This window comes from Streptomyces sp. NPDC001709 (assembly GCF_053596375.1).
This window is the reverse complement of the sequence record NZ_JBSFGB010000013.1, coordinates 41,720-54,348: the sequence shown is the minus strand read 5'-3', so window position 1 is coordinate 54,348 and position 12,629 is coordinate 41,720. Positions and strand designations below refer to the sequence as shown.

The following is a 12,629-nucleotide window of genomic DNA, read 5'->3' as shown; positions in this document are numbered from 1 at the left end:
GTCTTGAAACTCATAGCAAGAAGTTTCAACGTCAACCTTGACGTGCTGTTCTCAACTGCCGCACGCTCACCGGTTGTCGAACCCGCTCACGGGTGCCATCGCCCTGCCGGCGCCCCCCGCGCGGGCGGACACCACCGCCAAGGGCGATGTCATCGCGAACCTTTGGGAATGGAACTGGGACTCCGTCGCCTCCGAGTGCACCCAGGAGTCCCTGAAGCAGTCCTCGTCCTACTGGTGGGACGTCTACCAGCCGTACTCCTACAGCCTGAACAGCCGCTTCGGCAGCCAGGCGAAGTTCAGCGCCATGATCACCGCCTGCAACAAGATTCACGCCCGAGCCCGCCGGACGGGCGGCTCGGTCACCAACAGCACGCGCAGGCGCCCATCGGCGCCGAGTCCCGGGCAGCCCCGGAGGCGGTTGCGTGAAGCCCAGCCCGCCATCCGAGGCGGCAACGGGAATCGCGGCCGATGAACGGCAGCGAGAGTCGTCAATGCAACGTGCAGAACAACTAGCAGCTCGACTTCCCCGCATAAATCGCCAGCGCTGTATTGGCGCCCAAGGTGGCGGTGAACTGTCCACTGGAGTTCACCGTCACCGTCGTGTTGTTCTGCACGTTGCAGTACGTGCCCGCCGGGAGGGACGTCTGGTAGGTGCGGCTCAGGCTGCTCGACTCGTGGTTGATCGCCACGAACCCCTTGCTCCCCCGCCCGAACGCGATCGCGTTGTTGCCGTTGTCCCACCAGTTGGTGACCGACTGGCCGCGGGTCGCGTTGCGGAAGGCGACCATGCGGATGATCTCCGGCCAGGCGTGCTGGCACTTCCAGCCGTCCTGCCAGCAGGCGTTGACCTGGCCGTTGTCGGGCGGGCCCGCGTTGGTGTCCGTCCACTCGTAGCCGGAGTTGATGTCCGGGGCGCCGTACGGCCAGGCGAGCATGAAGACGTTGGCCAGGGTGTAGTTGGCGCCGTCCTTGTAGTTGAGGGTGCTGCCGTTGCGCTCGGTGTCGTGGTTGTCCACGAAGACGCCGGCCACCGAGCTGCCGAGGTAGCCCCAGCCCTCGCCGAAGTTGGTCAGGTAGGCCAGCTTCTCGTTGTTGAAGACGCGCTTGAGGTCGTAGGCGTAGCGGAACTCCTGGACGTCTCCGTTGCCGGTGTACTCGGAGGGCTGGACGGCCTCGTTCGCGCCGTAGATGACCTCCTGCTTCCAGTAGACGGAAGGGTTGGTCAGGCGGGACTTGATGTTGGCCAGGTCCTCGGCGGGGATGTGCTTGGCCGCGTCGATGCGGAAGCCGTCGGCGCCCAGGGAGAGCAGGTCGTTCATGTAGCCGGCGATCGTCTTGCGGACGTACTCCTCGCCGGTGTCCAGGTCGGCCAGGCCGACGAGTTCGCAGTGCTGGACGTTCCAGCGGTCCTGGTAGTTGGTGACCTGGGAGGTGCAGTCGTCGAAGTCGGGGTACGAGTACAGGCCCGGGTAGTCGTACTTCGTATACGTCGAGCCGCCGGTGCCGGTGCCGCTGCCCGCCGACATGTGGTTGACGACGGTGTCGACGACGACCTTCAGGCCGGCCGCGTGGCAGGTGTCGATCATGTTCTTGAAGGCGGTGCGGTCACCGAGGCGGCCCGCGATCTTGTACGACACCGGCTGGTACGAGGTCCACCACTGCGAGCCCTGTATGTGCTCGGCGGGCGGGGAGACCTGGACATAGCCGTAGCCGGCGGGGCCGAGGGTGGTGGTGCACTCCTTGGCGACCGAGGCGTAGTTCCACTCGAAGAGGACGGCGGTGACGTCCTTGGTACCGGGCGGGGAGGCCTCGGCGACACCGGTGGGGACGGTGAGGGGGACCGCCAGGCCGGCCGCGAGGGCGAGCGTGGCGGCCAGGGTCTTTCTGGCCATGTGTGCTCCTGCACTTCGTTGTGCGTGTGGGGGGCGATTGACCGATCAACGACCAACGGGTGGCGTGAACCTAACCGTTACGCCAATGTTTCAGCAAGATGCGGAAAGAAATGCCAACAGGTGGCTTCGCGGGGCCAGTTCGCACTCCGGGTGGCGCCGGCCCGGGCCCTCCGCCGTGGCGGGCAGGTGCTCGGCGGCCATCTGCAAGAGAGTGGGGTCTCCCGGGAGACCGGTTACGTCCCGGTGGAGCGGGTGGCGGGGTGCGGGTGTGCCCCTATCGCCGCAGCCCGGAGGACATGCGGGGGTAACGGGGACGTCACGCTTGCCGGATCTTGCGGAAATTTCCTTGCAACATCTTTCGCAAGGACTTGCAGCCTTGCTACGTTCCTCCCGCGCCCGGCGGCCGTCGATTGGGACAGACGGCACCCGCGGTCCTCCCAAGGGATGATCCGGGCAACCACTCTTCTAGGAGTTCATATGCGACGTGGCATATCGATCGCCGCCGCGGTCACCGTGGTCGCCCTGGCCGCCACCGCCTGCGGCGGCTCGGACGGCAAGACCGACAGCAAGCCGAAGGCCGCCAAGGACGTGTCGGGCACGATCACGTACTGGGACACCTCGGACGCGGCGACCGAGGCCCCGACGTACAAGGCCCTGATCAAGCAGTTCGAGGCCAAGTACCCGAAGATCAAGGTGAACTACCAGAGCGTCCCGTTCACCGACGTCGAGCAGAAGTTCAAGTCGGCCGCCAAGAGCGGCAAGGGTGCCCCGGACGTGGTCCGCACCGACGTGGGTCTCATGGCCGAGTACGCCTCGCTGGGCTACATCGCCCCGCTCGACGGCACCCCCGCCCTGCAGAACACCTCCGACTTCAACGCGGGCCCGATGAACACCGCCAAGTTCAACGGCAAGACCTACGGCGTCCCGTCGGTCACCGACACCCTCGGCCTGCTGTACAACAAGGACCTGTTCAAGAAGGCCGGCATCGCCAAGCCGCCGGCCACCTGGGACGAGTTCATCGCCGACGCCAAGACCATCAAGAAGAAGACCGGCGCGTCCGGCACCTACGTCAACCCGGACTCGTACTTCCTGCTCCCGCTGCTGTACAGCAACGGCGCCGACATGGCCGACACCTCGTCGAAGAAGATCACCATCAGCGACAGCAGCGCCGTCACCGCGCTGACCACCGCGAAGAAGATCTACGACGAGGCGTCGATGAAGGTCGACTTCGCGAACGCCTACCAGAACATGCAGACCGCCTTCAAGGACGGCAAGGTCGCCATGCTGGTCCAGGGCCCGTGGTCCGTCAGCGACGACCTGACCGGCTCGGCGTTCAAGGGCAAGGAGGCCAACCTCGGGTACGCGCCCGTCCCGGCCGGCGCCGGCGGCAAGGCCCAGGCCCCGACCGGCGGTCACAACCTCGCCGTCTACCAGGGTTCGGGCAACCTGGACGCCAGCTACCTGTTCACGCAGTTCATGACGTCCACCGAGAGCCAGATCACCATCGCGCAGAAGACCGGCACCCTGCCGACCCGCAAGTCGGCCTACACCTCCGCGGTCACCTCCGACGCCAAGATCGCCGGCTTCAAGCCGATCCTGGAGCAGACCGCCCGTCCGCGCGTCGCGCTCCCCCAGGTCGGCTCGCTCTTCACGCCGCTGCAGCAGAACTACGTGAAGATCCTGCAGGGCGACGCGTCGGTCAAGTCCGGCCTGGACGCCACCGCGAAGCAGTTCCAGTCGCTCCTGCCCGGCTACTCCATCGGCTGACCTGAACGGTCGGTAGCCACACCGTAACCGAAGGACACGCAGCCCCGGGGAACGTTCTCCCCGCTGCCGCCCCGACCGGGGCTCCCCGGGGCTGCGGAACCACCAGACCTCCGCCGCGAACGAGCCGATAAAGAGTCGATGAGGATGACCACCGCAGCGAGCACGGCACAGACCGACAAGACAGCGCGGGACGACAGGTCCACGCGCCCCGCACGCGTTTCGCGCCTCAGGCAGTCCTGGGACAAGTACTGGTACGCCTGGGCGATGGTGACCCCGGTCGCCGTCGTGATCGCCGTGCTGGTCCTGTATCCGCTGGGGTACGGCTTCTACCAGTCGCTGACCAACGCCAACGAGTCGAACGTCGCCACCACCATCGGCGCCTTCCACCGGCCGGCGACCTACGACTTCGTCGGCCTCGACAACTACTGGCACGTCCTGTCGGGCGCGGACGGCGACTTCTACCCCCGCCTGGTGTGGACGGTCGTGTGGACGGTCTCCTGCGTCGCGCTGCAGGTCGGCATCGGCATGGGCCTCGCCGTGCTGCTGAACCGCAAGATGCGGTTGCGCGGCTTCTACCGGGCGATGCTGATCCTGCCCTGGGCGGTCCCGTCGTTCATCGGCGTCTTCGCCTGGCGGCTGATGCTGAACTCCCAGTTCGGCGTGTTCAACGAGATCATCACCGCGGTCGGCCTGCCCGCACAGAACTGGCTGGGCACCCCGCTCGCCCAGAAGATCGCCGTGATCATGGTGAACGTCTGGATCGGCATTCCCTTCAACATGGTCGCCGTGCTCGGCGGCCTGCAGTCGATCCCCAAGGAGCTGTACGAGGCCGCCGAGATGGACGGTGCCTCGCCCTGGCAGCGGTTCGTCAACGTCACGCTGCCCGGTCTGCGCCCGGTGTCCAACACCGTGGTCCTGCTGGGCTGCATCTGGACGTTCAACATGTTCAACGTCATCTACCTGCTGCTGGGCAACAACACCACCGGCGACACCGACATCCTCGTCACCTTCGCCTTCCGCAAGGCCTTCACCGGCATCTCGGACTACTCGGGAGCGGCGACCTACGGGATCATCATCCTCGCCCTCCTGCTGGCCTTCTCGACGTTCTACCGCCGCAGCACCCTGAAGTCCGAGCAGGCGTAAGGAGCACCCGCCATGACCGCAGCGACCCACGAGACCCCCGCGACCGCTCCCGCCGCCACCCGTTCCCCGGCCGCCCCCGCCCGCAAGGTGCGCGGACGTGAGGAGCGCGGCCCCGCGGCGTCGATCGCCCTGCACGCCACCCTGATCCTGGCCACGGTCATCGCGGCCTTCCCGGTGGTGTGGATCCTGTTCATCTCGCTCGGCCCGAAGAACGCCTGGCAGCAGCCGAGCGAGGTGCTCAAGGACCTCAGCTTCCACAACTACACTGACGTACTGGCCCATTCGGACCTGCCGAAGTGGTTCCTGAACACCGTCATCGTGGCCGGCGGCACCACCGCCCTCGGTGTCTTCCTCGCGGCGACCGCCGGGTACGCGGTGTCCCGGATGAAGTTCCCCGGCAGCAGGCAGCTGATGTGGACGTTCCTGGTCACCCAGATGTTCCCCAGTATCGTGCTGATCGTGCCGCTGTATCTGCTTCTGTCCGAGTTGGACCTGCTCGACAACTACCTCGGTCTGATCCTGGCGTACGCGACCACGGCGGTGCCCTTCTGCGCCTGGATGATGAAGGGCTACTTCGACACCATCCCCAAGGAGATAGACGAGGCGGGCCGGGTGGACGGCCTCACCCCGTTCGGCACCTTCTGGCGGCTGATCGTGCCGCTGGCCAAGCCGGGCCTGGCGGTGACCGCGTTCTACAGCTTCCTCACCGCCTGGGGCGAGGTCGCGTACGCCACCCAGTTCATGCAGTCCGACCACTACACGCTCGCCGTCGGCATCCGCACCTTCGCACAGGACCAGCGGCCCGACTGGGCGTGGACCTCGGCCACCGCGATCATCATCACCATTCCGGCGGCCCTCGTGTTCATGCTCGTGCAGCGCAGCCTGGTCTCCGGGCTGACCGCCGGCGGGACCAAGTCCTGACCGCCCGGCCCGGCACCCCGCAAGCTTCTCTGTCGTTCCCCTCGCATCCTTTAAGGGAATCCATGACCCAGCACGTCACCGACGCAGTCCCCACCGACGCCTCCTCCGCCGCCTCCGGGCGCCGGGAGTGGTGGCGCGACGCGGTCATCTACCAGGTCTACCCACGCAGTTTCGCCGACGGCGACGGCGACGGCATGGGCGACCTGCCCGGCATCCGCTCCCGGCTGCCGTACCTGAAGCGGCTGGGCGTGGACGCCGTGTGGCTGTCCCCCTTCTACGCCTCCCCGCAGGCCGACGCGGGCTACGACGTCGCCGACTACCGGGCCGTCGACCCGATGTTCGGCACCCTGACCGACGCCGACGACCTGGTGCGCGACGCCCATGCGCTGGGTCTGAAGGTGATCGTCGACGTGGTGCCCAACCACTGCTCCGACCAGCACGAGTGGTTCAAGCAGGCGCTGCGCGAAGGGCCCGGTTCGCCGCTGAGGGAGCGGTTCCACTTCCGGCCGGGCAAGGGCGTGCACGGCGAACTGCCGCCGAACGACTGGGAGTCGATCTTCGGCGGTCCGGCCTGGACCCGGGTCACCGAGCCGGACGGTACCCCCGGCGCGTGGTACCTGCACCTGTTCGCCCCGGAGCAGCCCGACTTCAACTGGGACCACCCGGCCGTGCACGACGAGTTCCGCTCCATCCTGCGGTTCTGGCTGGACCTCGGCGTCGACGGCTTCCGCATCGACGTGGCGCACGGTCTGGTCAAGGCGGCCGGGCTGCCGGACATCGGCCGGGACGAGCAGGTCAAGCTGCTCGGCACCGAGGCCGTGCCGTACTTCGACCAGGACGGCGTGCACGAGATCTACCGGGGCTGGCGGCGCATTCTGGACGAGTACGACGACGAGCGCATCGCGGTGGCCGAGGCGTGGACGCCGACCGTGGAGCGCAGCGCGCTGTACATCCGGCCGGACGAGCTCCACCAGGCCTTCAACTTCTCCTACCTGACCACCGGCTGGAACGCGGCGGACCTGCGCGACGTCGTCGACCGCTCGCTCGGCGCCATGAACGCGGTGCACGCGCCGGCGACCTGGGTGCTGTCCAACCACGACGTGGTCCGGCACTCCACGCGCCTCGCGGAAGGCGACAAGGAGCGTGGTCTGCGCCGGGCCCGGGCGGCGACCCTGCTGATGCTGGCGCTGCCCGGCTCGGCGTACCTCTACCAGGGCGAGGAACTGGGCCTGCCCGAGGTCGTCGACCTGCCCGACGAGGTGCGTCAGGACCCGGCGTTCTTCCGCAGCTCGGGCCAGGACGGCACCCGCGACGGCTGCCGGGTGCCGCTGCCGTGGTCGGGCGAGGCGCCGCCGTTCGGCTTCGGTCCCGTCGAGGGCGGCCCGAGCTGGCTGCCGCAGCCCGCGGACTGGAAGGGCCTGACCGTCGCGGCCCAGGAGGGCGATCCCACCTCGACCCTGGAGTTCTACCGCAGCGCGCTCACCGTGCGCCGCGAACACCCGGCCCTCGGCGCCGGCCGCCAGGTGACCTGGCTGGACACCCCGGAGGGCGTGCTGGCCTTCCGCCGTGACACCGCTGACGGCTCGTTCGTCTGCACGGTCAACCTCACCGCCACCCCGGTCTCCGTGGCCACTCCCGGCACGCTGCTGCTCGCCAGCGCCGATGTCGAGCCGGGCCCGGCACACACCGCGATCCCCGCGGATTGCGCCGTCTGGTGGGCAGCCTGAGATGCGACCGGTACAGTCCAATCCTGTGACCACACGGCTTGCCGACATCGCTGCGCAGGCGGGGGTGAGCGAAGCGACCGTCAGCCGGGTCCTCAACGGGAAGCCGGGCGTCGCCGCCACCACCCGTCAGTCCGTGCTCGCCGCGCTGGACGTCCTGGGCTATGAGCGCCCGGTGCGGCTGCGGCAGCGCAGCGAGGGCCTGGTCGGCCTGATCACGCCGGAGCTGGAGAACCCGATATTCCCGGCCCTGGCCCAGGTCATCGGCCAGGCTCTGACCCGCCAGGGCTATACGCCGGTGCTCGCCACGCAGACCCCGGGCGGGTCGACCGAGGACGAGCTGACCGAGATGCTGGTGGATCGCGGGGTCGCGGGGATCATCTATGTCTCCGGGCTGCACGCGGACACCACCGCCGACATGCAGCGCTATGAGCGGCTGCGGGCCCAGGGTGTGCCGTTCGTGCTGGTGGACGGGTTCTCGCCGAAGGTGCAGGCGCCGTTCATCTCCCCCGACGACCGGGCCGCGATGACGCTCGCGGTGACCCATCTGGTGTCGCTCGGGCACACCCGGATCGGGCTCGCTCTCGGGCCGAAACGGTTCGTGCCGGTGCAGCGCAAGATCGAGGGCTTCGTACGGGCCATGCAGGACCAGCTGGGGCTCGCCGCCGAGGCCGTCGAGACCGAGCTGGTCCAGCACTCGCTCTACACCCTGGAGGGTGGTCAGGCGGCCGCGACGGCGCTGATCGAGCGGAACTGCACGGCCGTGGTGTGCGCCAGCGACATGATGGCGCTCGGTGCCATACGGGCGGCCCGGCAGCGGGGTCTGGAGGTGCCCCGCGACGTGTCGGTGGTCGGCTTCGACGACTCCCCGCTGATCGCCTTCACCGACCCGCCGCTGACCACGGTCCGCAAGCCGGTGCCGGCGATGGGACAGGCCGCGGTGCGCACGTTGCTGGAGGAGATCGGCGGGACGCCCGCGCCGCACAGCGAGTTCGTGTTCATGCCGGAGCTGGTGGTGCGCGGTTCGACCGCTTCGGCGCCGAATGTCCTCCGTGCGTCGTAGAAGGTACGTGTGCGTATGTCGTAGAAGGTGCGTCGTGGACCCGACCTTGGGATGATCGGGCGAAGGACCCTTTTCTGGCAGACTTGACGCCTATGAGTGACTCGACCGTGACAGAGCCGGAAGGTCGCGAGGAAGTGGCCGTTCCACAGGCCGTCACGGGCGAGTACGGCAGAGGGGGTGCCCTGGCCCGGCTCAGGCGGCCGCGGCGGCCCCGGCTGTGGTTCGAGATCCTTCTGATCGCGGTGAGTTACTGGACGTACTCACTGATCCGCAACGCCGTCCCGGAGCAGAAGGGCAAGGCGCTGCGCAACGCCGACTGGATCCGGGGCGTCGAGCACGATCTGGGCATCGCCGTCGAGCGGTCCGTCAATCACGCCGTGAACTCGGTGAATTGGCTGATCATCGGCATGAACTACTACTACGCCACACTGCACTTCATCGTCACGATCGGGGTGCTGGTGTGGCTGTACCGGTGGCATCCGGGGCGTTACGCGGCGGCGCGACTGGCGCTGTTCGCGACCACGGGTGTGGCCCTGCTCGGTTACTATCTGTTTCCGCTCGCGCCGCCCCGGTTGATGCGCGACGGGCACTTCGTGGACACGGTCATGGTGCACCACACGTGGGGCTCGATGGCCTCCGGCGATCTGAAGCACATGTCGAACCAGTACGCGGCGATGCCCTCGATGCACATCGGCTGGTCGCTGTGGTGCGGGCTGACGATCTTCGCGCTGGCGTCCGTGCCGTGGGTGCGGGTGCTGGGCCTGCTCTACCCGGCGACCACCCTGCTGGTCATCGTCGCCACGGCCAACCATTTCTGGCTGGACGCGGTGGGCGGCGTGCTGTGCCTGGCCTTCGGTTTCACGGTGGCCCGGATGTGGTACGGGGCGGTGCCGGCCCGGCTGCCGCGGGTGGTACCGGCCCGTCCGGCCGAGCCCGAGCCCGAGCCCGAGCCGGCTCAGGTTCCGTCGCCGTAGAACAGCTCCTCCACCACCGCACGCGCCCTGCGGGTGGTACGGCGGTACGCGTCCAGCATGTCTCCGGCGTGCCCGCCGCCGTATCCCAGGTAGCGGCCCACGGCGGCCAGCTCGCGGGGCTCGGTGGGGAAGGTGTCCCCGGCCCGGCCGCGCACCAGCATCACCGCGTTGCGCACCCGGGTGGCCAGCACCCAGGCCTCGTCCAGGATCTCCGCCTCCTCGGCGGTCAGCAGCCCGGCCGCGCGGGCGGCGGCCAGCGCCTCGCGGGTGCGGGTGGTGCGCAGGCCCGGCTGGTCCCAGCCGTGCCGGAGCTGGAACAGCTGGACGGTCCACTCCACGTCCGACAGGCCGCCCGGGCCGAGCTTGGTGTGCAGCTTGGGGTCGGCGCCGCGCGGGAGGCGCTCGGACTCCATCCGGGCCTTCAGACGGCGGATCTCGCGTACGGCGTCCTCCGCCAGTCCGTGCCGCGGGTAGCGCAGGGGGTCGATCAGCTCCATGAAGCGCCGGCCCAGGTCCTCGTCGCCGGCCACGTGCTCCGCCCGCAGCAGCGCCTGGGACTCCCAGACCAGGGACCAGCGGCGGTAGTACGCCTCGTACGACTTCAGGGTGCGTACCAGCGGGCCCGACTTGCCCTCCGGGCGCAGGCCGGCGTCGATGAGCAGCGGCGGGTCGGCGCTGGGCAGCTGGAGCAGGCGGCGCATCTCGGCGACGACCTTGTTCGCGGCGGCGGCCGCCTCGTGCTCGTCGACGCCGTCCTGCGGTTCGTGCACGAAGACGACGTCCGCGTCGGAGCCGTAGCCCAGCTCGTGGCCGCCGAAACGGCCCATCCCTATGATCGCGAAACGGGTGGGGAGCGTGTCGCCCCAGCCGTCCCGGACCACCGCGCGCAGGGTGCCGGCGAGGGTGGCCGCGGTGAGGTCGGAGACCGCCGCGCCGACCCGGTCCACCAGGGCGCCCTGGTCGGCCTCGGCGGGGCTGGTCTCGGTGCCGTAGGAGCCGACGATGTCGCCCGCGGCGGTGCGGAACAGCTCGCGGCGGCGCACCCCGCGGGCCGCGGTGACGCCCTGCTCGGCGTTCTCGGCACGGCCCACGGCGGCCAGGATCTCCTGCTCCAGGTGGCCGCGCCCGCGGGGCGCGAGTCCCCCGCCGCTCGCGCCGGTGCCGTCGCCGTCGCCCAGCAGGGCCACCGCCTCGGGGGCGCGCATGAGGAGGTCGGGGGCGAGGCGGCCCGCCGACAGGACGCGGGCCAGGTTCTCGGCCGCCGCGCCCTCGTCGCGCAGGAGGCGCAGGTACCAGGGGGTCTTGCCGAGGGCGTCCGAGACCTTGCGGAAGTTCAGCAGGCCCGCGTCCGGGTCGGCGGAGTCGGCGAACCAGCCCAGCAGGACGGGGAGCAGGGTGCGCTGGATGGCCGCCTTGCGGGTCACTCCGGAGGCCAGGGCCTCCAGGTGGCGCAGGGCGGCCGCCGGGTCGGCGTAGCCGAGGGCGACCAGGCGCTCGCGGGCCGCCTCGGGGCTCAGGCGGGCCTCGCCGGGGGCGAGTTGGGCGACCGCGTCGAGGAGGGGGCGGTAGAAGAGCTTCTCGTGGAGGCGTCGTACGACGCCGGTGTGCCGCTTCCACTCCCGGATCAGCTCGGCCGCCGGGTCGGTGCGCAGGCCGAGCGAGCGGCCGAGGCGGCGCTGGTCCTCCTCGGCCACCGGGACGAGGTGGGTGCGGCGCAGGCGGTAGAGCTGGATGCGGTGCTCCATCGAGCGCAGGAAGCGGTACGCCTCGTCCAGGCGGGCGGCGTCCTCACGGCCTACGTAGCCCCCGGCGGCCAGGGCCTGGAGGGCGTCGAGGGTGGTGCCGCTGCGCAGGGCCGGGTCGGTACGGCCGTGCACCAACTGCAGGAGCTGGACGGCGAATTCGACGTCGCGGAGGCCGCCGGGGCCGAGTTTTAGCTCGCGCTCGATCTCGGACGCGGGGATGTTCTCGACGACGCGGCGGCGCATTTTCTGGACGTCCGGTACGAAGTTGTCGCGCTCGGCCGCCTTCCAGACCATGGGTTCGAGCGCGTCGACGTACGCCTGGCCGAGGGCGGTGTCGCCGGCCACCGGGCGGGCCTTGAGGAGGGCCTGGAACTCCCAGGTCTTCGCCCAGCGTTGGTAGTAGGCGAGGTGGGAGGAGAGGGTGCGGACCAGGGGGCCGTTGCGGCCCTCGGGGCGGAGGTTGGCGTCGACCGGCCAGATGGAGCCCTCGACGGTGGTCTCCGAGCAGATCCGCATGAGGTGGGAGGCGAGGCGGGTGGCGCAGGTGAGTGCCTTGGCCTCGGTGGTGCCCTCGGCAGCTTCGGCTACGAAGATCACGTCCACGTCGGAGACGTAGTTCAGCTCGTGGCCGCCGCACTTGCCCATCGCGATCACCGCGAGGCGGCAGGCGGCGGTGTCCTCGGGGGCCTGCGCCTGCGCTATGGCCAGGGCCGCGCGGAGGGTGGCGGTGGCGAGGTCGGCGAGTTCGGCGGCCGTCTCGGCGACGTCGGTGGTGCCGCAGACGTCGCGGGCGGCGATGGAGAGCAGACAGCGGCGGTAGGCGATGCGGAGGGAGACGGGGTCGGTGGCCTGCGCCAGGCCGCGCTCGAACTCCGTGAGGCCCGGGTGCAGGTCCTGCGGCTCGTAGGTGACCAGGGCGTGCCAGTCGCTGGGGTGGCGGGCCAGGTGGTCGGTGAGGGCGGCGGAGGCGCCGAGGACGCCGAGGAGGCGGTCGCGGAGGGGCTTGGCCGCGATGAGGGTGTCCAGCAGTTCGCGGTGGGCGGTGGGGCTGTTCTGGGACTCCAGGAGACGGACCAGGCCGTGCAGGGCGAGGTCGGGGTCGGCGGTGGCGCCGAGGGCCTCCAGGAGGACGGGGTCGTCGCGGACGGGGGCGAGTTCCGGGCCGTCGAGGAGGCGTTCTGCTGCGGAGGGGTCGGTGAAGCCGTGTCGGAGCAGACGGGTGAAGGTGCTGCTTCTGCGCCCCGGCGTCATGTCCGTGGCCTCCCCTTGCGTACGTCTCGGATCGGAACCGTCCTGGCCAGAGCCTAACCGGAGGGGGCGGGCCGGGGGGGCTCCGGGCACGAGAGCCTGCGGCGCCTTGGCGGGTCTCGGGGGGTCTCGGGGGGTCTCGGGGGGTCTCG

General features: G+C 69.8%; 9 protein-coding genes. 7 read left to right on the top strand and 2 right to left on the bottom strand.

The window, feature by feature from the left end; all coding sequences use genetic code 11:
* Positions 1-73 precede the first annotated feature (73 nt).
* A complete protein-coding gene (locus ACWC0C_RS20220) occupies positions 74-472 on the top strand; it encodes a hypothetical protein (RefSeq protein WP_450865138.1) in 399 nt (132 codons plus the stop codon).
* Positions 473-509: 37 nt separating this feature from the next.
* On the opposite strand, the gene ACWC0C_RS20215 is transcribed toward ACWC0C_RS20220, so the two are convergent.
* Complete coding sequence (locus ACWC0C_RS20215; protein WP_450865137.1) at positions 510-1,892, bottom strand: alpha-amylase; 1,383 nt, start codon at positions 1,890-1,892, stop codon at positions 510-512.
* A 477-nt stretch (positions 1,893-2,369) separates the two neighbouring features.
* On the opposite strand from ACWC0C_RS20215, the gene ACWC0C_RS20210 reads away from it, so the two are divergent.
* From ACWC0C_RS20210 to ACWC0C_RS20185, 6 genes are all read left to right on the top strand, one after another.
* The gene (locus ACWC0C_RS20210; RefSeq protein ID WP_450865136.1) at positions 2,370-3,659 is read left to right on the top strand and encodes an extracellular solute-binding protein; all 1,290 of its coding nucleotides are present in this window, start codon (positions 2,370-2,372) and stop codon (positions 3,657-3,659) included.
* A 144-nt stretch (positions 3,660-3,803) separates the two neighbouring features.
* Complete coding sequence (locus ACWC0C_RS20205; protein ID WP_449198229.1) at positions 3,804-4,802, top strand: carbohydrate ABC transporter permease; 999 nt, start codon at positions 3,804-3,806, stop codon at positions 4,800-4,802.
* 12 nt (positions 4,803-4,814) lie between these two features.
* The gene (locus ACWC0C_RS20200; RefSeq protein WP_450865135.1) at positions 4,815-5,723 is read left to right on the top strand and encodes a sugar ABC transporter permease; all 909 of its coding nucleotides are present in this window, start codon (positions 4,815-4,817) and stop codon (positions 5,721-5,723) included.
* Positions 5,724-5,785: 62 nt separating this feature from the next.
* Positions 5,786-7,450, top strand: coding sequence for a glycoside hydrolase family 13 protein (locus tag ACWC0C_RS20195; RefSeq protein ID WP_450865134.1), 1,665 nt, complete (start codon positions 5,786-5,788; stop codon positions 7,448-7,450).
* A gap of 25 nt (positions 7,451-7,475) precedes the next feature.
* The gene (locus ACWC0C_RS20190; RefSeq protein WP_449198226.1) at positions 7,476-8,510 is read left to right on the top strand and encodes a LacI family DNA-binding transcriptional regulator; all 1,035 of its coding nucleotides are present in this window, start codon (positions 7,476-7,478) and stop codon (positions 8,508-8,510) included.
* A gap of 92 nt (positions 8,511-8,602) precedes the next feature.
* Positions 8,603-9,484 (top strand): phosphatase PAP2 family protein, encoded by an 882-nt coding sequence (locus ACWC0C_RS20185; RefSeq protein WP_450865133.1) that lies wholly within the window; start codon positions 8,603-8,605, stop codon positions 9,482-9,484.
* Here the strand turns inward: ACWC0C_RS20185 and ACWC0C_RS20180 are convergent.
* Complete coding sequence (locus tag ACWC0C_RS20180) at positions 9,466-12,480, bottom strand: bifunctional [glutamine synthetase] adenylyltransferase/[glutamine synthetase]-adenylyl-L-tyrosine phosphorylase (RefSeq protein ID WP_450865132.1); 3,015 nt, start codon at positions 12,478-12,480, stop codon at positions 9,466-9,468. The genes ACWC0C_RS20185 and ACWC0C_RS20180 overlap by 19 nt on opposite strands.
* Positions 12,481-12,629: the final 149 nt, after the last annotated feature.

Excerpts from the sequence above, each read along its gene's own strand:
- ACWC0C_RS20215 (WP_450865137.1), bottom strand. The coding sequence starts at position 1,892 with ATGGCCAGAAAGACCCTGGCCGCCACGCTCGCCCTCGCGGCCGGCCTG.
- ACWC0C_RS20210 (WP_450865136.1), top strand. The coding sequence starts at position 2,370 with ATGCGACGTGGCATATCGATCGCCGCCGCGGTCACCGTGGTCGCCCTG.
- ACWC0C_RS20205 (WP_449198229.1), top strand. The coding sequence starts at position 3,804 with ATGACCACCGCAGCGAGCACGGCACAGACCGACAAGACAGCGCGGGAC.
- ACWC0C_RS20200 (WP_450865135.1), top strand. The coding sequence starts at position 4,815 with ATGACCGCAGCGACCCACGAGACCCCCGCGACCGCTCCCGCCGCCACC.
- ACWC0C_RS20195 (WP_450865134.1), top strand. The coding sequence starts at position 5,786 with ATGACCCAGCACGTCACCGACGCAGTCCCCACCGACGCCTCCTCCGCC.
- ACWC0C_RS20185 (WP_450865133.1), top strand. The coding sequence starts at position 8,603 with ATGAGTGACTCGACCGTGACAGAGCCGGAAGGTCGCGAGGAAGTGGCC.
- ACWC0C_RS20180 (WP_450865132.1), bottom strand. The coding sequence starts at position 12,480 with ATGACGCCGGGGCGCAGAAGCAGCACCTTCACCCGTCTGCTCCGACAC.